The organism is Klebsiella sp. K-Nf6 (genome assembly GCF_002806655.1).
Lineage (GTDB): Bacteria > Pseudomonadota > Gammaproteobacteria > Enterobacterales > Enterobacteriaceae > Klebsiella > Klebsiella variicola.
This window is the reverse complement of the sequence record NZ_PIBN01000012.1, coordinates 1-22,299: the sequence shown is the minus strand read 5'-3', so window position 1 is coordinate 22,299 and position 22,299 is coordinate 1. Positions and strand designations below refer to the sequence as shown.

General features: G+C 52.4%; 21 protein-coding genes and 1 other annotated feature. Of the genes, 10 read left to right on the top strand and 11 right to left on the bottom strand.

Translation table 11 applies throughout. From position 1 onward, the window contains the following. Positions 1-56 precede the first annotated feature (56 nt). The gene (sppA, locus tag CWM61_RS18925) at positions 57-1,910 is read right to left on the bottom strand and encodes a signal peptide peptidase SppA (RefSeq protein ID WP_008807623.1); all 1,854 of its coding nucleotides are present in this window, start codon (positions 1,908-1,910) and stop codon (positions 57-59) included. 165 nt (positions 1,911-2,075) lie between these two features. Between sppA and CWM61_RS18920 the strand changes: the two genes are divergently transcribed. Next, on the top strand, positions 2,076-2,627 hold the full coding sequence (locus CWM61_RS18920; RefSeq protein ID WP_008807622.1) for an NAD(P)H nitroreductase: 552 nt from the start codon (positions 2,076-2,078) through the stop codon (positions 2,625-2,627). A 758-nt stretch (positions 2,628-3,385) separates the two neighbouring features. Here the strand turns inward: CWM61_RS18920 and plaP are convergent. The 4 genes from plaP to CWM61_RS18895 all read right to left on the bottom strand — a co-directional run bounded on the left by plaP (position 3,386) and on the right by CWM61_RS18895 (position 6,787). Next, entirely contained in the window at positions 3,386-4,744 is a 1,359-nt protein-coding gene (plaP, locus tag CWM61_RS18910) for a putrescine/proton symporter PlaP (RefSeq protein WP_061153942.1), read from the bottom strand. Continuing rightward, positions 4,734-4,796 (bottom strand): membrane protein YoeI, encoded by a 63-nt coding sequence (gene yoeI / locus CWM61_RS30185; RefSeq protein ID WP_096335043.1) that lies wholly within the window; start codon positions 4,794-4,796, stop codon positions 4,734-4,736. The genes plaP and yoeI overlap by 11 nt, the downstream gene beginning before the upstream one ends. A 237-nt stretch (positions 4,797-5,033) precedes the next feature. Continuing rightward, positions 5,034-5,924 carry a LysR family transcriptional regulator gene (locus CWM61_RS18900; RefSeq protein WP_100631712.1) on the bottom strand — a complete coding sequence of 297 codons (891 nt, stop codon included), beginning with the start codon at positions 5,922-5,924 and terminating at the stop codon, positions 5,034-5,036. A gap of 38 nt (positions 5,925-5,962) precedes the next feature. Continuing rightward, a complete protein-coding gene (locus CWM61_RS18895; protein ID WP_074385334.1) occupies positions 5,963-6,787 on the bottom strand; it encodes an SDR family oxidoreductase in 825 nt (274 codons plus the stop codon). Positions 6,788-6,963: 176 nt separating this feature from the next. On the opposite strand from CWM61_RS18895, the gene hisL reads away from it, so the two are divergent. The 9 genes from hisL to hisIE all read left to right on the top strand — a co-directional run bounded on the left by hisL (position 6,964) and on the right by hisIE (position 14,203). Next, positions 6,964-7,014: a his operon leader peptide gene (gene hisL, locus CWM61_RS18890; protein ID WP_004899375.1), complete on the top strand. Its 51-nt coding sequence runs from the start codon at positions 6,964-6,966 to the stop codon at positions 7,012-7,014. Continuing rightward, positions 6,990-7,112: a sequence feature (His leader region), on the top strand. Its footprint overlaps the gene before it by 25 nt. Positions 7,113-7,159: 47 nt before the next feature. Next, the gene (hisG, locus tag CWM61_RS18885) at positions 7,160-8,059 is read left to right on the top strand and encodes an ATP phosphoribosyltransferase (RefSeq protein WP_002912152.1); all 900 of its coding nucleotides are present in this window, start codon (positions 7,160-7,162) and stop codon (positions 8,057-8,059) included. Positions 8,060-8,098: 39 nt separating this feature from the next. Next, positions 8,099-9,403: a histidinol dehydrogenase gene (hisD, locus tag CWM61_RS18880; RefSeq protein WP_008804115.1), complete on the top strand. Its 1,305-nt coding sequence runs from the start codon at positions 8,099-8,101 to the stop codon at positions 9,401-9,403. Beyond that, positions 9,400-10,461, top strand: coding sequence for a histidinol-phosphate transaminase (hisC, locus tag CWM61_RS18875; protein WP_012967604.1), 1,062 nt, complete (start codon positions 9,400-9,402; stop codon positions 10,459-10,461). Before hisD ends, hisC begins: the two co-directional genes overlap by 4 nt. Beyond that, on the top strand, positions 10,458-11,525 hold the full coding sequence (gene hisB / locus CWM61_RS18870; protein WP_032735996.1) for a bifunctional histidinol-phosphatase/imidazoleglycerol-phosphate dehydratase HisB: 1,068 nt from the start codon (positions 10,458-10,460) through the stop codon (positions 11,523-11,525). Before hisC ends, hisB begins: the two co-directional genes overlap by 4 nt. Further along, positions 11,525-12,115, top strand: a complete 591-nt coding sequence (gene hisH, locus CWM61_RS18865; protein WP_100631711.1) for an imidazole glycerol phosphate synthase subunit HisH — start codon at positions 11,525-11,527, stop codon at positions 12,113-12,115. Before hisB ends, hisH begins: the two co-directional genes overlap by 1 nt. After that, positions 12,115-12,852 carry a 1-(5-phosphoribosyl)-5-[(5-phosphoribosylamino)methylideneamino]imidazole-4-carboxamide isomerase gene (hisA, locus tag CWM61_RS18860; RefSeq protein WP_004200373.1) on the top strand — a complete coding sequence of 246 codons (738 nt, stop codon included), beginning with the start codon at positions 12,115-12,117 and terminating at the stop codon, positions 12,850-12,852. The genes hisH and hisA overlap by 1 nt, the downstream gene beginning before the upstream one ends. After that, positions 12,834-13,610 carry an imidazole glycerol phosphate synthase subunit HisF gene (gene hisF / locus CWM61_RS18855; protein ID WP_032453444.1) on the top strand — a complete coding sequence of 259 codons (777 nt, stop codon included), beginning with the start codon at positions 12,834-12,836 and terminating at the stop codon, positions 13,608-13,610. Before hisA ends, hisF begins: the two co-directional genes overlap by 19 nt. Next, complete coding sequence (gene hisIE / locus CWM61_RS18850) at positions 13,604-14,203, top strand: bifunctional phosphoribosyl-AMP cyclohydrolase/phosphoribosyl-ATP diphosphatase HisIE (protein ID WP_100631710.1); 600 nt, start codon at positions 13,604-13,606, stop codon at positions 14,201-14,203. The genes hisF and hisIE overlap by 7 nt, the downstream gene beginning before the upstream one ends. Positions 14,204-14,291: 88 nt before the next feature. Here hisIE and CWM61_RS18845 read toward each other — a convergent pair whose 3' ends face one another. The 6 genes from CWM61_RS18845 to CWM61_RS18820 all read right to left on the bottom strand — a co-directional run. After that, the gene (locus tag CWM61_RS18845) at positions 14,292-15,107 is read right to left on the bottom strand and encodes a glycosyltransferase family 2 protein (RefSeq protein WP_100631709.1); all 816 of its coding nucleotides are present in this window, start codon (positions 15,105-15,107) and stop codon (positions 14,292-14,294) included. Between the two features lie 11 nt (positions 15,108-15,118). After that, positions 15,119-16,039 (bottom strand): glycosyltransferase family 2 protein, encoded by a 921-nt coding sequence (locus CWM61_RS18840; RefSeq protein ID WP_100631708.1) that lies wholly within the window; start codon positions 16,037-16,039, stop codon positions 15,119-15,121. A gap of 54 nt (positions 16,040-16,093) precedes the next feature. Beyond that, entirely contained in the window at positions 16,094-19,921 is a 3,828-nt protein-coding gene (locus CWM61_RS18835) for a rhamnan synthesis F family protein (protein WP_100631707.1), read from the bottom strand. A 13-nt stretch (positions 19,922-19,934) separates the two neighbouring features. Beyond that, positions 19,935-21,296 carry an ABC transporter ATP-binding protein gene (locus CWM61_RS18830; protein WP_043874997.1) on the bottom strand — a complete coding sequence of 454 codons (1,362 nt, stop codon included), beginning with the start codon at positions 21,294-21,296 and terminating at the stop codon, positions 19,935-19,937. After that, entirely contained in the window at positions 21,286-22,059 is a 774-nt protein-coding gene (locus CWM61_RS18825; protein WP_165785286.1) for an ABC transporter permease, read from the bottom strand. Before CWM61_RS18825 ends, CWM61_RS18830 begins: the two co-directional genes overlap by 11 nt. Positions 22,060-22,147: 88 nt before the next feature. Continuing rightward, a partial coding sequence (locus CWM61_RS18820) for a dTDP-4-dehydrorhamnose 3,5-epimerase family protein (RefSeq protein WP_165785285.1) occupies positions 22,148-22,299 on the bottom strand: 152 nt, incomplete at its 5' end.

Genomic DNA, 22,299 nt, shown 5'->3' with positions numbered 1-22,299 from the left:
GGCGCTGGCAGGTGCGGGAAAAAGGCTGCCCCGGGAGACGGGGCAGCCGCTGCGTATTAACGGATGTTGGCGCAGGTCAGGCAGAAGGCATAGCGGTTCTGCGGGTCGTTAAACGCCGCCAGCTTGTCGCTCTCCGCTTTCACCGTCTCGGCCGCCGCGGCGACCGGCGCAGGCAGCCAGGCCTGAATGGCCGCCGGCAGCGAGGCGCGTACCGAGCCGGTCAGGCTATCCAGCACCATCGAGAAGAAGGTCGGCTCTTCCTGATAGTAGTTGAGGTGCCAGGTTTTCAGCTTCGCCAGCTCGGCGGCTTTAGCCACCGCATCGTCGAAGTCGCCGAGGCTGTCGACCAGGCCGTTGGCTTTGGCATCTTCCCCGGTCCAGACGTGGCCCTGGGCAATCTGGTCGATTTTCTCCGGCGTGCTCTTACGGGCGTTAGCCACCAGGGTGATAAAGCGCTGATAGCCATTCTCAATGCTCAACTGCATCAGCTGCTGCACTTCCGGCGGCAGCGCTTTGGTGCTGGAGACATCCGCCAGCGGCGATGTGGCGACGCCGTCGGTGTGGACGCCAATCGACCCGAGGGTATTTTCCACGGTGTTGATCACGCCAAAGATGCCGATGGAGCCGGTGAGGGTGCTCGGGTTCGCGACGATGTAATCCGCTGGGGTGGAGATCCAGTAGCCGCCAGACGCCGCCATGCCGCCCATCGAGACCACTACCGGTTTACCGGCGGCTTTGGCTGCCGCCAGCTCTTCACGGATAATTTCTGAGGCGGTCACGCTGCCGCCCGGACTGTTAACGCGCAACACGATGGCCTTAATTTTCGGGTCGAGGCGCGCATCGCGAATTTGCGCAGCGGTGGTGTCGCCACCAACGTTGCCCGGGGTCTCCTCGCCGTCCATGATGGCGCCGTTGGCAAAGATCACCGCAATGGCGGAACCTTCGTCAGACGGTGTCTTCACGTTGTAGTCGTAATAGCTGATCGCCCGGTAATTGTTATCCGTTTTGCTCCAGCCAAACTGTTTGGTCAGCGCCTTTTCCACTTCCGTGGAGGTCGCCAGCTCATCGACCAGCTTATTGTCCAGCGCATATTTCGCCGTATCGCCACCCACTTTACGCAGGCCATCGATAATGCCCTGGGCGCCCGGGAAGAGCTGCTGGGCGGTGATCTGGCGGTTCGCGGCAATGGTGTTGAGGTAGTTCTGCCACAGTTCGCCAATCCAGCGGCTGTCCGCTTCGCGGGCGGCAGGGGACATGTCATCGCGAATGAAAGGCTCGACGGCGGATTTATAGGTGCCGACGCGGAAGACATGGGTGGAGACTTTCAGCTTATCCAGCAGCGACTTGTAGTACAGCCCATTGGTGGCGAAGCCGTGAAGGTCAACCTCGCCCTGCGGTGAGAGCCAGATTTTGTTGGCAAAGCTCGCCAGGTAGTACTGGCCCTGGCTGTAGCTGCTGCCGACGGCATAGACCGGTTTGCCGCTGTCGCGGAACTCACGCAGCGCTTTACCGATGTACTGCATGGACGGCTGATCGCCGCCAACGAAGTTTTTCAGATCCAGCACAATACCGGTGATATTGCGGTCATCTTTCGCCTGGCGAATGGTCTGCACGATATCGAACAGAGAGTTCTCCTGCAGACGGTCCGAGCTGGCGCCAAACAGCTGGCGGCCAATTACGCCGAGCTTGCTGCTGGCGGAAGGTTTATCCACCACCACGCCGGTAATATCCAGCAACAGCGCGCCGCGCGCGGCATGTTCGCTGGTAGTGGTGCTGAACTGGCTCCAGATACCGATACACACCAGCACCAGCACCAGGAAGATCGCATTCAGAGCCAGTTTGCGAATAAAGTTGAGTATCCGCCACGTCCATTTAAAAAAGCTGGCAATCAGTCGCCAAAGGGTTCGCATGTCTTCTCCCTAACGTTATCTAAAAAGGGCAGGCCGCAGGGGCCGCCGCGTCTGGCTATCCTAAAGAGTGAGCCGTCGGTTGTCAGCAGGAATCACCGACCACGCTGTAACAAAATCCTTGTGCATGTTAATTTTATGAAAAATGACATCACAGGAGTTATACAGATGGATGCTCTCGATCTACTGCTTAATCGCCGGAGCGCTTCTCGCCTGGCGGAACCTGCCCCGGCTGGCGAACAGCTGGAAAACATTCTGCGCGCCGGGCTGCGCGCCCCGGATCATGGCACCCTGCAGCCGTGGCGCTTTTTTATTATCGCCGATGACGGCCGCGAGCGCTTCAGCCAGCTGCTGGAAAAAGGGGCCACAGAGGCCGGCCAGGATGAGAAGGGAATAGAGAAAGCCCGCAATGCGCCGTTCCGCGCGCCGCTGATCATTACCGTAGTCGCGCGCTGTGAAGACCACCCGAAGGTGCCGCGCTGGGAGCAGGAGATGTCCGCTGGCTGTGCGGTGATGGCGATGCAGATGGCGGCCCTGGCCCAGGGATTCAATGGCATCTGGCGCAGCGGAGCATTGACCGAGAGCCCGGTGGTGCGGGCCGGCTTCGCGTGCCGCGAGCAGGATAAAATTGTCGGCTTCCTCTATCTGGGGACGCCGCAGCTAAAAGCCTCAACCACCATTGCCCTGCCGGATACCGCGCCGTTTGTGACGCGCTTCTGAGTCGGTGCTTGTGATGCCGGGTGGCGGCTGGCGCCTTACCCGGCCAACGCATCCGGCTCTGACTGTCTGTAGGCCCGCGCAAGCGCAGCGCCGCCGGGCAAGGACAGCGGGCACGGAGCCGATTTTGTGCCGGGTGGCGGCTCGCGCCTGACCCGGCCTACGTTCGTACGACCTGTCGTTAATTTATTCACTTTTCTTGCTGAAACTGCCGGTGCCGGCGGCCTCAAAATCGCTGAGACGTTCCCGGCAGGCCGGGGCAGCCCGCATGGATGCGGGCTGAGGGCCGTGTTTTGCAGGGACGCTGCCTCGGCCCGACCCGAAGCCTGCAGGGATAAGTCGAAGGGACCGCGCAGCGGCGATTTTGCTGGCCGGAGCCCGGGGGTACAGGGGGCGGCGGCGACTGGCCGCCCCCTGTGCGCTCCCTGCGCCATGAGAGACATAACGCAGAAAACTAACCGGGAGCGCAATGTGCGCTGAAGCCACTAATAACATAAAGGATCGCACGATGGTGCTTCCCCTCACCCTAACCCTCCCCGGAGGGAGAGGGAACCGTCCGGTCGTCGTTTCCGTGCCCAACATATTGCCGGGTGGCGGCTGCGCCTGACCCGGTCTACATAACCATTAAATTTCAGAAGGTTAACCATCACCGTAGGCCCGCGCAAGCGCAGCGCCGCCGGGCAAAAGATATCGCACCGGGCCAAACGAAAAAAAAGCCGGAGGTTTCCCTCCGGCTTTTCTCATTTACATCACGCTATGCCTTAGGCCACATCTTCGTACTGCGGCACCGGGTTGCGGAAGCTTTTGGTCACGCAGGCCAGATAGACCAGACCGATACCGGCCCAGATCAGGCCCAGAATCATCGAGCTCTCTTCCAGGTTGACCCACAGCGCGCCAACGGTCAGGGCGCCGCACATCGGCAGGAACAGATACTGGAAGTGGTCTTTCAGCGTCTTGTTGCGTTTCTCACGGATCCAGAATTGCGAAATCACCGACAGGTTAACGAAGGTAAACGCCACCAGCGCACCAAAGTTAATCAGCGCCGTCGCCATTACCAGGTCGAAGTTAATCGCCAGCAGCGCAATAGCGCCGACCAGGATGATGTTCATCGCCGGGGTGCGCCAGGTCGGGTGGACGTAGCCGAAGAAGCTTTTCGGGAATACGCCGTCGCGGCCCATCACGTACATCAGACGCGCCACGCCAGCGTGCGCCGCCATACCGGAAGCCAGCACGGTGATGGTGGAGAAGATCAGCGCGCCAACCTGGAAGGCTTTGCCTGCTACGTAGAGCATAATTTCCGGCTGTGACGCATCCGGATCTTTAAAGCGAGAGATGTCCGGGAAGTACAGCTGCAGGAAGTAGGTGGCAAAGATGAAGATCAGGCCGCCGATCAGCGCGGTCAGGAAAATCGCGCGCGGGATGACGCGCTCTGCATCTTTGGTCTCTTCAGACAGGTTGCTGATGCCGTCGAAGCCGGTAAACGAGAAGCACAGGATCGTCGCCCCGGTAATCATCGGGATCACGTGCGCGTCACCGGACCAGAACGGACGGCTGCTGGCCAGCGTACCGGCGCCTTCGCCTTCAAACACGCCATAAATCACCATGCCGAGAATGACGGCAATCAGCACCACCTGCAGCACCACAATCACGGTGTTGAAGTTGGCGACGGATTTAATACTGCGCAGGTTAAAGGCGGTCATAAAGGCGACCAGCGCGATAACAAACACCCACGAGGGTATCGAAGGAATGAGCGCTTCAAAATAGATTTTCGCCAGCAGAATGTTGATCATCGGCGCGAACAGGTAGTCGAGCAGCGAGGACCACCCCACCATAAAGCCAACGGTCGGGCTGATGGATTTCTGGGCATAGGTATACGCCGAGCCGGCAGAAGGGTAACGACGTACCAGCTTGCCATAGCTCAGGGCAGTAAACAGGATAGCGATTAACGCAAAGGCGTAGGCCGTCGGCACGTGACCGTCGGTCATACCAGAGACGATACCAAACGTATCGAACAGCGTCATCGGCTGCATATAGGCCAGGCCCATCATTACAACCGGAACTAACGTAAGTGTTTTACGTAATTCCACGCGAGAGGTATTTGGAGTAGCGTTATGCGACATAGTTATCCCCTTTTACGGTGAACGCCAGCGCGTAAGCAAAAAATTGCCCCATTTCTTTCTATTCCTCAGCGACAACGACTGTCGGTTTTTAGTAAATATCTATCCGGTACGAAGCCCGGCCTCTTGGTATTGAATGATGTGTCTTTCGACCAAAAAAATAACCGACACTTTAAAAAAAAGCGTCGGCTAGTCTCTGGTTTTCAGGCCGCATATTTTGCAACAAATTCAACGGCGTTGACAAGATGCTATGAAGTTCATTGCGTAAGCATATTTTTTAACGTGCTAATATCTATACGATTTCCGTATGATAAATTGCAAAAATAGCACTATTTGCTAATAGCGCTTCGCGCCACCATTTGCTCGCCAAACCGCAGGTGGCGTCATTCCAGGCGATCCAGGCATGCTGGCGGGGCGACTGCCCGTTCACGGCCATGCTGATGAGCTCGCCGCTGTCCAGCAGCGCCTGCACCTGATAGCGCGGCAGGCAGCCCCACCCCAGACCCATGCGCAGCAGCGCCAGTTGCCCCGCGGCGTCACACACCGTCAGGGTCTCCTGATCGCTGAGCAGCACCCCGCCCTCGCCGGTGGCCACCGCCCGGTAACGGCGCAAGGTCCGCCAGCTCAGCGGAGCACGATGTCGCGCCAGCGGATGCTGCGGGGAAACCACCAGCAGCAGCTCCAGCTCGCCGAGGGGGAGAGAGTCATAGCCGCTCAGCGGCGGTGGCTCGCCGAGGGCGCCCAGCAGCAGATCGGCCTGCCCGTCGGTCAGCGGCCGCCAGTCAAACAGCGAGGGACTAAAACTGAAGTGCAGCCGGGTCAGCGGCTGTTGTTGATAAAATGCGGCGATCAGCGGCGAGAGCTGCGCTACGGGAAAAGTGCTGTCCACCGCCAGGCGGAGGGTGTGCTCCCACCCCTGCTGCAACTTGACCGCCCGGATCTCCAGTTCGCGGGCGATATGCAGCACCTCCCGCCCTTTCTCCAGCAGCATTTGTCCGGTGGGGGTAAAGCGCGCGCGGTGGCCGCTGCGGTCGAGCAACTGAATATTGAGATCGCTTTCCAGCCGGTGAATGGTGTAGCTCAGCGCCGAGGGCGTTTTAAAGAGCTTTGCCGACGCGGCGGCAAAGCTCCCCTCTTTTTCCAGGGCATCCAGGATCACGAGGACATCCAGCAGTGGTTTCATCGCTACCCCCTTACGGTATGCGAATCACCGCTGGCAGATCACTCCATCGGCATCACCAGCGGATCGGGGTACTGGTACTCAAACCCCAGCTCATTGCAGATACGATTGCCATCCACAATCTTGCCCTGACCGCCGTCCGGGCTGTCGCTGAACACCGGCGGCGGCAGCCCCAGCTCACGGGCCATCTGCGGATAAAAGAGGCCACGCGCCGGATGGCGGGGCGCACATAGATTATAGATGTGCCCGCCCTTCGGGGCCTGCAACAGCAGTTCGATAGCGGCCACCACATCCTGCAAATGCACCAGATTGACCACGTGCTGGCCATCCGGCGCCGACTTACCGGCAAAAAAACGTCCCGGATGGCGCGAAGGCCCCACCAGCCCGGCCAGGCGCAAAATATCCACCGACGTCCCCGGCAGGTTGTGCAGCCAGTCCTCCAGCTCCTTGAGCACCTGCCCGCTGGCGGTTTGCGGCTGGCGCGGGGAGTTCTCTTTCACCGTGCCGTTGACGTTGCCATACACCGAGGTGGAACTGGTGAAGACGATCCGCGGAATATGGTGCGCCAGCGCGGTATCGACAATCTCCTGCACCGCCTGCAGATAAAACCCTTCTCCCGCCCCGGTACGCCGGGCCGGCAGCGTGATCACCAGCGCATCGACGTTCATCAGCGCGTCGAGGTCCTCGGTATCACAGACCAGCTGCGGCTCCAGGCGCAGCGGATAGCTGTCAATCCCGCACATCCGCGCCGCCTCCACGCCATCCTGCGTGGTTTTACTGCCAGTGACCTGCCAGCCTCGCGCCATCAACGACAGCGCCAGCGGCATCCCCAGCCATCCCAAACCGACTATCGCGACCTTTTTCATCCCAGGCTCCTGACTCTTTCGCTGTGCTGATTACAGGCTACGCCAGCCAGCGGCAACTGACAATTTCTTCGCTCAATGTGAAATGAATTAATGATAGAAAAAAGCCCTTGCTTTCTGCGGCGGAAGTGGTTTAGGTTAAAGGACATCAAATGCATAGTCATTCACAGAGAATTTTTATGAACCGCGTTCAATTTAAACACCACCATCATCACCATCATCCTGACTAGTCTTTCAGGCGATGTGTGCTGGAAGACATTTGGATCTTCCAGTGGTGCATGAACGCGCAGAGAGCCCCCGGAAGATTCACTTCCGGGGGCTTTTTTTTGGACCAAATTCGGACAGATTCAGACAGGTATTCAGAGGAAAAGAACAATGTTAGACAACACCCGTTTACGCATAGCTATTCAGAAATCAGGCCGTTTAAGCGAAGATTCACGCGAATTACTCAGCCGCTGCGGCATTAAAGTCAATTTGCACACCCAGCGTCTGATTGCGCTGGCGGAAAATATGCCAATCGACATTCTGCGCGTGCGTGATGACGATATCCCGGGCCTGGTGATGGACGGTGTTGTCGACCTCGGCATTATCGGCGAAAACGTGCTGGAAGAAGAGCTGCTCAGCCGCCGCGCTCAGGGCGAAGACCCGCGCTACTTCACCCTGCGTCGTCTGGACTTCGGCGGCTGCCGCCTATCGCTGGCGACCCCGGTGGATGAAGCCTGGAACGGCCCGGCGGCGCTGGACGGCAAACGCATCGCCACCTCTTACCCGCACCTGCTGAAGCGCTACCTCGATCAAAAAGGTATCTCCTTTAAATCCTGTCTGCTGAACGGCTCCGTGGAAGTGGCGCCGCGCGCCGGCCTCGCCGACGCCATCTGCGACCTCGTCTCCACCGGCGCCACCCTGGAAGCCAACGGCCTGCGCGAAGTGGAAGTGATCTACCGCTCCAAAGCCTGCCTGATCCAGCGCGACGGCGAGATGGCCGACGCCAAACAGCAGCTGATTGACCGCCTGCTGACCCGTATTCAGGGCGTGATCCAGGCCCGCGAGTCGAAATACATCATGATGCACGCCCCGACCGAACGCCTGGAAGAAGTGGTTGCCCTGCTCCCGGGCGCCGAGCGTCCGACTATTCTGCCGCTGGCAGGTGACAAGCAGCGCGTGGCGATGCACATGGTCAGCAGCGAAACCCTGTTCTGGGAGACCATGGAAAAACTGAAAGCGCTGGGCGCCAGCTCCATTCTGGTGCTGCCGATTGAGAAGATGATGGAGTAATCGGCCAGCCGGTCACGGGACACACAGGGGAAAACAATCATGAGCTTCAACACAATCATCGACTGGAACGGCTGTAGCGCAGACCAACAGCAACAACTCTTAACGCGCCCGGCGATTTCCGCCTCCGACAGCATCAGTAAAACGGTGGCGGAGATCCTCGATAACGTCAAAGCCAACGGCGACGCGGCGCTGCGCGAATACAGCGCGAAGTTTGATAAAACCACCGTCGCCGCGCTGCAGGTGAGCGAGGCGGAGATCGCCGCCGCCGGCGAACGCCTCAGCGACGAGCTGAAGCAGGCGATGGCGGTGGCGGTGAAAAACATCGAGACCTTCCACAACGCGCAACAGCTGCAGGCGGTGGATGTCGAAACGCTGCCGGGGGTGCGCTGCCAGCAGGTCACCCGCCCTATCGCCTCCGTCGGGCTGTATATTCCGGGCGGCTCGGCGCCGCTGTTCTCCACGGTGCTGATGCTGGCGACGCCGGCGCGCATCGCCGGCTGTCAGCAGGTGGTGCTCTGCTCGCCGCCGCCGATCGCCGATGAGATCCTCTATGCCGCGCAGCTGTGCGGCGTGAAAACCATCTTTAACGTTGGCGGCGCCCAGGCCATCGCCGCCCTCGCCCTCGGGACCGAGTCGGTGCCGAAGGTGGATAAAATCTTTGGCCCGGGTAACGCTTACGTCACGGAAGCCAAACGTCAGGTCAGCCAGCGTCTGGACGGCGCAGCCATCGACATGCCGGCCGGCCCGTCGGAAGTGCTGGTGATCGCCGACAGCGGCGCCACCCCGGACTTTGTCGCCTCCGACCTGCTGTCGCAGGCGGAACACGGCCCGGACTCGCAGGTGATCCTCCTGACCCCGGACGCCGACCTCGGCAGCCGCGTCGCTGAGGCCGTCGAACGCCAGCTGGCCGCCCTGCCGCGCGCGGAAACCGCCCGCGTGGCCCTCTCCGCCAGCCGGATCATCGTGGCCCGCGACCTGGCGCAGTGCGTGGCTATCTCCAACCAGTATGGTCCGGAGCACCTGATCATTCAGACCCGTCAGGCCCGCGAGCTGGTGGACAGCATCACCAGCGCCGGTTCGGTTTTCCTCGGTGACTGGTCACCGGAATCCGCGGGCGATTACGCCTCGGGCACCAACCACGTCCTGCCGACCTATGGGTATACCGCCACCTGTTCGAGCCTCGGCCTGGCCGACTTCCAGAAGCGGATGACCGTGCAGGAGCTGTCGCGCGACGGCTTTGCCGCCCTCGCCTCAACGATTGAGATCCTGGCCGCCGCCGAGCGCCTTGACGCCCACAAAAACGCCGTAACGCTGCGCGTTGCCGCCCTGAAGGAGCAAGCATGAGCATTGAAGATTTAGCCCGCGCCAACGTCCGTGCGCTGACCCCGTATCAATCCGCTCGCCGTCTGGGCGGCAAAGGCGACGTCTGGCTGAACGCCAACGAATTCCCGACCGCCGTGGCTTTCCAGCTTACCGCGCAAACGATGAACCGCTATCCGGAGCCGCAGCCGAAGGCAGTCATCGAGAGCTACGCCCGCTACGCCGACGTCAAACCGGAGCAGGTGCTGGTCAGCCGCGGCGCCGACGAAGGGATTGAGCTGCTGATCCGCGCTTTCTGTGAGCCCGGCAAAGACGCGCTACTCTACTGCCCGCCCACCTACGGCATGTACAGCGTCAGCGCCGAGACCATCGGCGTCGAATGCCGCACCGTGCCGACTCTCGCCGACTGGCAGCTCGACCTGCCGGGTATCGAGGCGCAGCTGGACGGCGTGAAGGTGGTCTTTGTCTGCAGCCCGAACAACCCGACCGGTCAGATCATCGATCCGCAGTCGATACGCGACCTGCTGGAGATGACCCGCGATAAAGCCATCGTGGTCGCCGACGAAGCCTATATTGAATTCTGCCCGCAGGCGACGCTCGCCGGCTGGCTCAGCGACTATCCGCACCTGGTGGTACTGCGCACGCTGTCCAAAGCCTTCGCCCTCGCCGGCCTGCGCTGCGGCTTCACCCTCGCCAACGCCGAGGTGATTAACGTGCTGCTGAAAGTGATCGCTCCGTATCCGCTCTCCACGCCGGTGGCCGATATCGCCGCCCAGGCGCTGAGCGCGGAAGGGATCGCGGCGATGCGCCAGCGCGTGGCGCAGATCCTCGACGAGCGCCGCTACCTGGTGGAACAGCTGCGCGGCATCGCCTGCGTGGAGCAGGTCTTCGATTCCGAGGCGAACTACGTTCTGGCGCGGATAACCGCCTCCAGCGCAGTGTTTAAATCTTTGTGGGATCAGGGCATTATCTTACGTGACCAGAATAAACAACCTTCATTAAGCGGCTGTTTGCGTATCACTATCGGTACCCGTGCCGAGAGCCAGCGCGTGATTGACGCCTTGACTGCGGAGAATGTATGACCCAGAAGTATCTCTTTATTGACCGTGACGGCACCCTGATTTCCGAACCGCCGGTGGATTTCCAGGTGGACCGTTTCGACAAGCTGGCGTTTGAGCCGCAGGTGATCCCGGCGCTGCTGAAGCTGCAGCAGGAAGGCTATAAGCTGGTGATGATCACCAACCAGGATGGCCTGGGAACCGACAGTCTGCCGCAGGAAGCGTTTGATGGCCCGCATAACCTGATGATGCAGATCTTCGCCTCACAGGGCGTCAATTTCGAAGAGGTGCTGATTTGCCCGCACTTCCCGGGCGACAACTGCGCCTGCCGCAAGCCGAAAACGCAGCTGGTGCTGCCGTGGCTGGAAGACGGCGTGCTGGATAAGAGCCACAGCTATGTGATTGGCGACCGGGTCACCGACCTTGAGCTGGCGGATAACATGGGGATTACCGGCCTGCGCTATGACCGTGAGACCCTGGACTGGCCGACCATCAGCGAGCAGCTGACCCGCCGCGACCGCTATGCCCACGTCGAGCGCATCACCAAAGAGACCCAGGTGGACGTGAAGGTGTGGCTGGACCGCGAAGGCGGCAGCAAGATCCACACCGGTGTCGGCTTTTTTGACCATATGCTCGACCAAATCGCCACTCACGGCGGCTTCCGCATGGAGATTAACGTCGGCGGCGATCTGTACATCGACGATCACCACACCGTGGAAGATACCGGCCTGGCCCTCGGCGAAGCCCTGAAGCTGGCGCTTGGCGACAAGCGCGGTATCAACCGCTTCGGCTTCGTGCTGCCGATGGACGAGTGTCTCGCCCGCTGCGCGCTGGATATATCTGGCCGTCCGCACCTGGAGTATAAGGCGGACTTCACCTATCAGCGCGTCGGCGATCTGAGCACCGAGATGGTGGAACACTTCTTCCGCTCGCTCTCTTACACCATGGCGGTGACCCTGCACCTGAAAACCAAGGGCAAGAACGATCACCACCGCGTGGAGAGCCTGTTCAAAGCCTTTGGCCGTACGCTGCGCCAGGCGATCCGCGTCCAGGGCGATGCCCTGCCGTCTTCCAAAGGGGTGCTGTGATGAATGTGGTGATCCTTGATACCGGGTGCGCCAACCTCAATTCGGTGAAATCGGCGATTGGCCGCCACGGCTATGAGCCGGTGGTCAGCCGCGATCCGGAGGTGGTATTGCGTGCCGATAAACTGTTTCTTCCCGGCGTCGGCACCGCCCAGGCGGCGATGGACCAGCTGCGCGACCGCGATCTGATCGACCTGATCAAAGCCTGTACCCAGCCAGTGCTGGGGATTTGCCTGGGCATGCAGCTGCTCGGCAAGCGCAGCGAGGAGAACAACGGCGTCGATCTGCTGGACATTATCGAAGAAGAGGTGCCGAAGATGACCGACCACGGTCTGCCATTGCCGCACATGGGCTGGAACCGGGTGTATGCCAAAGCAGGCGATCGTCTGTTCCGCGGCATTGAAGAAGGCGCGTATTTCTACTTCGTGCACAGCTACGCCATGCCGGTCAATCCGTACACCATCGCCCAGTGCAATTACGGCGAGGCGTTCACCGCCGCGGTGCAGAAAGATAACTTCTTTGGCGTGCAGTTCCACCCGGAGCGCTCCGGGAACGCCGGGGCGCAGCTGCTGAAAAACTTCCTGGAGATGTGATGATTATTCCTGCTTTAGATTTAATCGACGGCACCGTCGTTCGTCTCCACCAGGGCGATTACGGCCAGCAGCGCGACTACGGCAGCGATCCGCTGCCGCGCCTGCAGTCCTATGCCGCTCAGGGGGCGGAAGTCCTGCACCTGGTCGACCTGACCGGGGCGAAGGATCCGGCGAAACGCCAGATCCCGCTGCTGAAATCGCTGGTCGCCGGCGTTGACGTCCCGGTACAGGTTGGCGGCGGCGTGCGGACCGAAGCGGATGTCGCGGCCCTGCTTGAAGCCGGCGTCGCCCGCGTGGTGGTCGGCTCCACCGCGGTGAAGTCCCCGGAGGAAGTGAAAGGCTGGTTTAAACGCTTTGGCCCTGAACGGCTGGTGCTGGCGCTCGACGTGCGCATTGACGCTGACGGCAACAAGCAGGTGGCAGTCAGCGGCTGGCAGGAAAACTCCGGCGTGACGCTGGAGGAGCTGGTGGAGAGTTATCTGCCGGTCGGCCTGCAGCATGTGCTGTGCACCGATATTTCCCGCGACGGCACGCTGGCAGGCTCTAACGTCTCGCTGTACGAGGAAGTCTGCGCCCGCTACCCGCAGGTGGCGTTTCAGTCATCCGGCGGCATCGGCGATCTTAATGATATTGCCGCGCTGCGCGGCACCGGGGTGCGTGGCGTGATTGTCGGTCGCGCGCTGCTGGAAGGTAAATTCAACGTAACGGAGGCCATTCAATGCTGGCAAAACGGATAATCCCCTGCCTCGACGTCCGCGACGGCCAGGTAGTGAAAGGCGTGCAGTTCCGTAATCACGAGATCATTGGCGACATCGTCCCGCTGGCCAAGCGCTATGCCGACGAAGGGGCCGACGAACTGGTGTTCTATGATATCACCGCCTCCAGCGACGGCCGGGTGGTCGACAAGAGCTGGGTGTCGCGCGTGGCGGAAGTGATCGATATTCCTTTCTGCGTGGCGGGCGGGATCAAGTCGCTGGAAGACGCGGCGCAGATCCTCTCCTTCGGCGCCGATAAGATTTCGATTAACTCCCCTGCTCTCGCTGACCCGACGCTGATCACCCGCCTTGCCGACCGCTTTGGCGTGCAGTGCATTGTGGTGGGGATTGATACCTGGTTTGATGCAGAGACCGGCAAATATCACGTCAACCAGTATACCGGCGACGAGAGTCGCACCCGGGTGACGCAGTGGGAAACCCTCGACTGGGTGGAGGAAGTGCAGAAGCGCGGCGCGGGCGAGATCGTCCTCAACATGATGAACCAGGACGGGGTGCGCAACGGTTACGACCTGCAGCAGCTGGCGAAGGTTCGCGCGGTGTGCCATGTCCCGCTGATCGCCTCCGGCGGCGCGGGCACCATGGAACACTTCCTCGAAGCCTTCCGCGACGCCAACGTTGACGGCGCGCTGGCGGCCTCGGTATTCCACAAACAGATTATTAATATTGGCGAACTGAAAGCGTACCTGGCGGCACAGGGCGTGGAGATAAGGGTATGTTGACTGAACAGCTGGACTGGGATAAAACGGACGGCATGATGCCGGCCATCGTGCAGCACGCCGTATCCGGCGAGGTGCTGATGCTGGGCTACATGAACAAGGAGGCGCTGGAGAAAACCGAAGCCACCGGCAAGGTCACCTTTTACTCGCGCACCAAACAGCGGCTGTGGACCAAGGGTGAAACGTCGGGCAATGTCCTCAACGTGGTGAGCATCACGCCGGATTGTGACAACGATACGCTGCTGGTGCTGGTAAACCCGATCGGACCGACCTGCCACAAAGGCACCACCAGCTGCTTCGGCGAAACTGGCCACCAGTGGCTGTTCCTCTATCAGCTGGAGCAACTGCTGGCCGAGCGTAAGCATGCCGACCCGGAGAGCTCCTACACGGCGAAGCTGTATGCCAGCGGTACCAAGCGTATTGCGCAGAAAGTGGGGGAAGAAGGCGTGGAGACCGCGCTGGCCGCCACGGTGAACGACCGCTTTGAGCTGAAGAATGAGGCGTCGGACCTGATGTACCACCTGCTGGTGCTGCTGCAGGACCAGGGGCTGGATCTCGGGGAAGTGATTGATAATTTAAGAGCACGGCATAAGTAATATTAGTACTAGTTAATTCCGCAAATATAAAAGGCAGATTTGTCCTCAAATCTGCCTTTTATTTACCATTAACTCATGTTACAAGCCATTATTCCGATCTGGTGGGTAATGATGAAAGACAACGTTTGTTGAGTTGTCGTCTTTCTTTATCAAAAAACCAACCCCACTTATTGAAATATTTAATCGCAGAGGTCATATGATAAAACAGGAATTTAAAGCTGTGATATGATTTTCTTTGCGATAGATGAACGACTGTAGAATCAGGACAATAAACAACATTAAAATTCCCCGCACTGATACGGCGCGAAAAATCGACATCCTCTAAATACATGAAGAATCGAAGGTCGAAACCTTGAACTTGTAGAATGGCGTTATTGCTCACCATCATAAAACATCCTGACATCGATGGCGCGTAGAATGCAGCATTAAAATTAGCGTTACGCAATTCATACTCATTATTTATGTTGGGAAAAAATGATGAGAGAAATCGACGTCCGAAAAGTTGAAATGGTGCCGGCAATAGCTTTGTCGCATATTGCAATGCACCATTTGGATATATGATTTTAGGGACTGAAAGGTCGACCGAATTTTCCTTACAAAAGGAAAACAGTTTATCAACCTCGCCCTGAGCATAGTAAATGTCAGGATTACAAATCAAAAAATAACCACATTGGTTTTTATAATGTTCAAAAACTTTATTATGCCCTGCGCCAAAACCTTCATTATCAGTTAATCTTATGACATCAACTTTATCGTGCTTATAATCATCCAACCAGGTACAAAAAGAACCATTATCCACTATAACTAGTTTATCGATATTCTTTTCATTTAATAACGAATCAAGCGTAAGCTCAATTTCTTGAAAAGAATGTTTATAAAGAACAAGCGAAGCTAGTATATTCACATAGCACCTTACTACATTTTCCCAACACAAACGTAAATTATGGTTGATAATGTACCGAGTTTATATTGATGGTAAACACCAGATTTTATGTAAAAATAAATCCTTTTCAAAAACCTACTTTTACTTATATTATTATAGTTATAATAAACTTGCTTTTCATTCTCACCGAAGTGAGCCACTATCTTATCGAGAACGGTTTTATTCCGTTTATTCCAGTCTGCGCGATTTCCTTTAAAAGATGAAAAGAAATTACGCACACGTAGAAAAATATTACGTCCATCACCAATCACATTATTACTATGTTGGCGATACAACACTCCAGGGGTGTGATCAAAATAAATGCGTCCATTGCATGCGCTTACTATCTGATAGAGCGACCAATCATGTACCACCATTTCTTCAGACGAGGCAGCCATTAATAACTCTCTGGCTTTATGATTGAATACCATAGTATTGCCGCTAGCAACATTATGCAACAGAGCATTGGCAAAACTGAGTGCCTTATTGGGTGAAAGTGATTCCCCAATAATATTACCAGCCTGATCAATAAGAGTAGTAGCCGAGCAATAGAGAGCAGGAGTATCTGAGGGGACACTGTCCAGAAAGCGAACTGCATTTTCTATTTTTTCGGGTAACCAAATGTCGTCCTGGTCAGAAAAAGCATAATAATCAGCAATGATTTTTGCATCGTTGATCATGGACTGAAAATTTTGGCAGAAACCGAGACAAGGGCCTTTTTTTAGAAAACCAGAAATCTCTGGATGAGAAAGATAAAAGTTATTAACAATTTCGGCTGTCGAATCGGTCGAGCCATCATCAGAAACATATAAACACCAGTTCTTATATGTTTGGTTAAGAAATGAATCAAGTTGGGGCTGAAGGTATTCCTGACCATTTCTTACAGCCATTAAAATAGCAACACTTCGGTTCATTCTGAAACCCTGCCCCTCTATCTGCTATTCGCGGATAGAGGGGTTATTTTTAATTTAATTTACTAAACCACGACCACAATAATCATCATCTAAGGTCATTTTTTTCACGAAGTCATTTTCTTTTCGATTGCAACTTGAAATAAACTCACTATATAAAGAATCAGCTATTGTCAATGAAGGCGAAAAATCAGGGTAAAGCGTATTTCGTACATCTCTTGCATCACGAACGAAATCCATGCAGCCCTTTTGTAACTCCGTTCTGATGTCTTTTGTTATAAGCTCTTCTGGACGCTGTTGTTTATATACTGGCGTAACGGTCGCGTTTTCCAGGATATATTTAACAATTTGGGTATCATCCGAGCTTAACAATTTTTCAAGTACGAAGCTATGGCGCAAAACTAATGAATTATCATTCTGCAGGGAGACAGAGTTCTCAATAAAACAACCATGCGCCTCACTTCCGTTATTCAATCCTTTTCCTGCAACTTCAGATGTTGCCATATAATAACCATCAACCCTGTCAGTTACGATATTAATAAGTGATTTCTGGATCGTACCGGAATATCCGACATCAACAACTGTTTTGTGGGCTGACTTTATAAACCCTTCTTGCTGCAGGTATTGTAATAAGCCCTGTTTTTCAGCATGTGCTTCAGCAAGGATATCTGGCAGAATATATTCCAGTAATGGTTTGATTTCAGAAATATCTTCATTATGAACCTCCACTAATTTGCCTTTAGCCCACAGCCCAGAGGAGTATAAAGAAGATAGTTTTCCTTCCGGAAGAGTTAATCCGTAACGTTCACGTAAAAACATCTCGAGCGTATTAGCAAAGAAAGTCGACTTAGCTATATTCAGTACATCATCCAATGTTGTCACATTTGGTACGTTAACCGCACGACGAGACAGTATCAGATAATGACTTTGAGGTGTAGTTTCCGCTCCATCACACCAAAGATCATAAATTGCTTTAATGATTTTCCCTTCTCTCGCAAGAAAATATAAGTCCTGCACGCCGTCTTTTGCAGCACATTTTCTAAGCCATTCAGCAAATGCAGTAAGCAAGGGCCCAGCAAGATTATAACCAATTTGATAGGGACTAGAAGAGAATAGCTTAAGTTTTTCGGGAGAAAAATTACAAATTTGACTCAAATTTTTCTTCGTTATAAGGCCAAAAGTAAGTTCTCCGTTAAGATCTGACTTAAAGGCCTGCTGTGCTACTGGTGCAAACTCCGGAATATGAAGTGCTAAGTCCGTAGCTCTCACAAGATGCAAACCGAGGATGTTAAACCAATCGCAAGGTAACTGTAAATCACTTCGCTCGTTATCACCAATCATTACAACTTCATTACCAGAAACACCATATTCGGCAAGAAGGAGCTCATACAGTTCACCCGTATCCTTTCTTTTACCTTTATCTGATGATAAATAAATTTTATCCCATCCGGTAAAACCATTAGATTCGAGCATATTAACGATAGTTTCAAGCGGTAAAAACATATCGCTGACAATAGCGATTTTTTTACCACTCTTTTTGACAAACTCAAAAATTTCCAACATATCCGGCCGAGCCGAAACAGAAGCAATTTCAACCCGCTCTTCGAGCTCACGAAACTTTTTGGCGACTGAATGTTCAACCTGATAATGTTGCTGCAATTCATTATAGATATCGTCAATACTGATATCCCGCCCAGCGCGGTGCCTTGCACTCTGTTCTGCGGCAGGCCTTTTAGACAGAAATTCGGACGCTTCCTCAGCAGACAATTGGCTGGCAATGATCTGCTTTGTATGATCAGGATGAAGTAAAGGGCGAATCAAGAGAGTATCAAAAATATCAAAAGCGATAATTTTTTTGCTTGGATCAGAAATTATTTGATGAATCGACTCTAACGTTCTAGGGAAATATTGATGATCCCAACGGAAAGTGGATTTTGACTCATTGTCGCAGTCTTTTATAATTAATGAACCATAATTCATAGCCTGAGGGACTATACCTAACAAACGTTCAATTGCATGTGCTGTAGTCCCATCAGTCTGTCCTTTTTCTTCAGGAAAATCTTGCCACGCTAAATTCATCTCGAATAACGGGGACAAAGCATCTACACGAGCCCAAAACATTGACCCTGCGGGGAAATTGAAATATCCATCAGGACAGGCTATTCCCATTTTTGCGCAAAGTTCACTGCCTTGCTGTTTGTTGGCTAGCCAGGTAAATGCCATATAAGGTAAAGTATGATGGACCTGTGGGTAGACAATCCCTAATTTTTCATCATCATTAAAGGCTTTAAATATCCGTTTTACATTAGATTCCGAACCGAACAAACCATTCAGTAAATACTCTCGCCAACCGGTTGTTTTTCCCTCATTATATAATGACTTCTTACTTTGAATATGACAAATAAAATCATATTGTTTTAAGGCGGAACCAAATTCGGCGAATACTGGAGCAATATCACGACCGCGATTAGGCACTACTCGCACATCGAGATTTTCGATATTTTTAATCTTCTTAAATTGCAGGTTGCATTGTTGTTTGGCTTCTTCATTTGTTACTGAAATGTAAACATCGAACTTAAACGGCATTGTTGACAATTGTGCCACAAATTCATCGATTAAGTCTGGATAAAAAATATGACATTGAACAGCAATTCTTCCAGGCTGTGTATTAATATCGTCACTTAATAAATTAATATCGATAAGCTTATCACTTACCTCTAATTCATTTGATATCAGAGAATGAGCAGCCATAAATTTAGGATGACTAGTGAACCAACTAGGTCGAACCTTAAATGCCATGGTTAATAGTTGTTCGCGATACTTATAAGGGGTTCGATAATAAGCTGACTTGGCAATGTTACGGACTTCTTTTTTAATATGCCACATCGCATCTTTCTGTTGGCCGCGGAGTACTCGAAACATGAATCTTAGCGGCTTAGTGATTTTCCACGAGTTAGTATTAATCAGCCGCTCAATTTCCTTTTCGAGTGCATGGACATTGCCGGAAATATGATGCTGACTGTTTTCCAGTTCATGGATTCTGCCAGCCATAACATTTTTAATATTTTTATCTTCCTGGATTCTCTTTATATAGAGTTCGTTTTCTTCTTTTGATTTATTAAGTTGATGCTGAAGTTCTTGGTTTTGACTCTCAAGAACGGATCTGGCTGATTCAATATGCTGGATATGATTATGGGCTTCTTCGCGTAGAGTAATTAACTCACCTAGGCGTGAAAATGCTTCTCGAATGAGAGCAGGCTCACCAAAAGAAGCCAACTTTTCATAAAGAGCTTGGCTTTTTTTGCCTACAAAAAGCACACCCAGGCCATATGAATGCAAAAATTCAAAAGATGGATACTGTTGTTGAAGTTCATCCCAAAGCTGCCATACACCAAATCCTCGTTCACGGACATTGGTGTCATGGAACAGGACAACCGCATCATCTGCTAATTTTGATTTCCAGGATTCAAAGTCATGTTTAACAGCTTCATAGGTATGTAAGCCGTCGATATGCAATAAATTAACGCTACCTGCAGAAAAATATTCGTTCGCCTGATCAAAGGTCATGCGCATTAAATTTGAAAATGCAGAGAAATACTGCTGATTCCATGCACTTACATCCCTGAAAACATCTTCACTGTAGCTACCAGCATGCTCATCCCCCTGCCACGTATCAACAGCATAGCATTTGGAACCGGTATTATTTTCCAGGACAGCCTGGCAGATTGCAAAATATGAATTTCCTGAATGCGTACCTAATTCAACAATAGTACCCGGTTTCATTTCCTCAACAAGCCAACTGACAAAGGGGATATGGCCGCACCAGCCAAATGGGAAAGTCAGTTTTCTAGGTCTGGAAAGCATTGATTTATTAATCATAGTCATAAAATAATTACTCTTAATTCACCGAGATACTAATATTTTTCATTGGAATACCGACTAGCCCAGTCACCGTACTGGAAGAATGCGATTTAAAAATTACCGCATCATGTATCCAGTGATGTTGGATATGTTCTTGCTGACTACCTTCTGCTACTGCGACGCAAATACTATATTCACCGACTGGAAGTATAGGCATGTTAAACTCGAAAATGCTATCCATATTGTCATTAGGTTGCATACTGAGTGGTGTATCCATATAAGAAAGGTATGTATTATCACCAAATAAGGTTTGTCCAAGTCGGTCTTTTATATAGAAACCGATTATTGGGCTAAACATACTTTTCAAGCATTTAACACTTATTCTAAGCTTAACTTCTTCACCACCAACTACCCATGATAAGGGTTCACCGTTTTGATCCTCTAGCCTTACACTATAGATCTCTGCGCCATTCTCACCAAACTGTTTACTTTCATCATTAAAAGAAAACAGTTCTATATCATTACGTAAATTACTAGCATTAATAAAACTAGTACGCATATCTTTATAAGCTACAACCTCGGTAACATCCTTGTTTTGACGCTTGACGGATACATTCCTGTTACTCTGTTTAAATAATGCAGCAAGATAAGCTTCCGAAACATCTTTCGCAGAACCTTCCATCTTCTTCTGCCCATGATCAATCCAGATAGCACGATCGCATAAGTTTACAATTGAAGCGGTATCATGGCTAACGAAGAGCACAGTACCATGTTCCATAAATGCCCGTAGAAAACGCATACATTTTTGAACAAAGAACGCATCACCAACCGAAAGCGCTTCATCTACGATTAAAATATCTGCATCAACGTGAGCGATAATTGAAAATGCCAACCGTACAAACATACCACTAGAATATGTTTTTACCGGTTGCTCAATAAACTCTCCAATTTCGGAAAACTCAACGATACTGTCGAAACGTTCTTTTATTTGCTCGTCAGTTAGCCCCATTATTGATGCTGAGATAAAAATATTTTCTCTACCTGTGAAATCAGGGTTAAACCCAGCACCAAGCTCTAAGAGAGCAGCCACTCTACCGTTTACAGTTACATTGCCATTCGTTGGCGACAGCGTCCCACAAATAATTTGCAATAGGGTTGATTTACCTGCGCCGTTGGCACCAATGATCCCAATTGTCTCTCCTTTATTAATAGTTAAGGAGACATCATTAAGTGAATAGAATTCTTTATGTTTCTTTATACGCTTTGCCCCAGCAACTCGGCGTGGTAAATTTGCCAGGAATTCTTTTATCCGATCTTTTGGAGTGTTGTAGATGCGAAAAATTTTTGTAATATGTTCTACTTGAATGACAGCTTCGCATTTAACTGAATTATAGGACATCTGCAAAACCTTTTTTAGCCTTCTGGAATATTTTCATTGCAATAATGTAAAATATAATACTTGAAACATACAGAATTGAATATGATTCAATTGACATGTTTTTGCCAAAGATTAATACATCCCGTGTGTTTTCTATTAAAAACGCCAACGGGTTGTACATCATAACATCCTGAAAACTTTTAGGAATTGCGCTTAACGGATAAAATATCGGAGATAAAAACATCAGAAACGTTATCATAATTGGCACAGCCTGAGCTATATCTCGAAAATATACGCCAATGGTTGAAAAAATAACAATTAATGAAAAACCGATAAGAAACAAAGGAATCAACAACAACGGAAAGAATAAAATTGTCCAAGGCACTGAATTGAAGACAATTAGTTGAGCAATGAGCAAAATTATGAAACTTATAAAGAAATTAAACACGGCCGAAAGAAAAATGCTAAACGGAAGACAGCCAAGTGGAAAAACAACTTTCTTAACGTAATTTACATTACTGGTAAATAATGTCGGTCCTCGACTTAAACACTCTGCTAAGAAGTTGAATATAATCAACCCAGCAAACAATACTACTGCGAAGGTCCCTTTCCCTCCTTCTAAACTACCCCATTTAGCCTTGAAGACTTCTGAAAATACAAACGAATAAACACATAACATAATTACTGGGTTAACAACTGCCCAAAAACCGCCGATAAAAGATCCCTTATATTTAGAATCAATATCTCTTTTCGCCAGTTTCAAGATGAGGGTTTTGTTTTTCAAGAAATACTTCAGCATCGCTTAGACATACCTTAATTTATATACTGGATTCAGGCTCTGGTAATTTTTTGAGCCCGAATGCAGGTCATCACTAGATATACACTTCCGCGTTGGCCAGCGTATGCGCCTGCAGATCTTTCTCCGACAGCGACAGCGCGCTGTCGCTCAGCGCCGGCCAGTCAATCCCGATCTCCGGATCGTTCCAGATGATGCTCCGTTCTGACTGCGGCGCGTAGTAGTTCG

Coding starts and splice junctions, on each gene's coding strand:
- hisF (WP_032453444.1), top strand. CDS start 12,834: ATGCTGGCAAAACGGATAATCCCCTGCCTCGACGTCCGCGACGGCCAG.
- CWM61_RS18830 (WP_043874997.1), bottom strand. CDS start 21,296: ATGTCCTATAATTCAGTTAAATGCGAAGCTGTCATTCAAGTAGAACAT.
- CWM61_RS18900 (WP_100631712.1), bottom strand. CDS start 5,924: ATGAAACCACTGCTGGATGTCCTCGTGATCCTGGATGCCCTGGAAAAA.
- hisG (WP_002912152.1), top strand. CDS start 7,160: ATGTTAGACAACACCCGTTTACGCATAGCTATTCAGAAATCAGGCCGT.
- hisC (WP_012967604.1), top strand. CDS start 9,400: ATGAGCATTGAAGATTTAGCCCGCGCCAACGTCCGTGCGCTGACCCCG.
- CWM61_RS18920 (WP_008807622.1), top strand. CDS start 2,076: ATGGATGCTCTCGATCTACTGCTTAATCGCCGGAGCGCTTCTCGCCTG.
- CWM61_RS18835 (WP_100631707.1), bottom strand. CDS start 19,921: ATGACTATGATTAATAAATCAATGCTTTCCAGACCTAGAAAACTGACT.
- hisIE (WP_100631710.1), top strand. CDS start 13,604: ATGTTGACTGAACAGCTGGACTGGGATAAAACGGACGGCATGATGCCG.
- CWM61_RS18840 (WP_100631708.1), bottom strand. CDS start 16,039: ATGAACCGAAGTGTTGCTATTTTAATGGCTGTAAGAAATGGTCAGGAA.
- sppA (WP_008807623.1), bottom strand. CDS start 1,910: ATGCGAACCCTTTGGCGACTGATTGCCAGCTTTTTTAAATGGACGTGG.
- plaP (WP_061153942.1), bottom strand. CDS start 4,744: ATGTCGCATAACGCTACTCCAAATACCTCTCGCGTGGAATTACGTAAA.
- hisA (WP_004200373.1), top strand. CDS start 12,115: ATGATTATTCCTGCTTTAGATTTAATCGACGGCACCGTCGTTCGTCTC.
- hisH (WP_100631711.1), top strand. CDS start 11,525: ATGAATGTGGTGATCCTTGATACCGGGTGCGCCAACCTCAATTCGGTG.
- CWM61_RS18895 (WP_074385334.1), bottom strand. CDS start 6,787: ATGAAAAAGGTCGCGATAGTCGGTTTGGGATGGCTGGGGATGCCGCTG.
- hisD (WP_008804115.1), top strand. CDS start 8,099: ATGAGCTTCAACACAATCATCGACTGGAACGGCTGTAGCGCAGACCAA.
- hisB (WP_032735996.1), top strand. CDS start 10,458: ATGACCCAGAAGTATCTCTTTATTGACCGTGACGGCACCCTGATTTCC.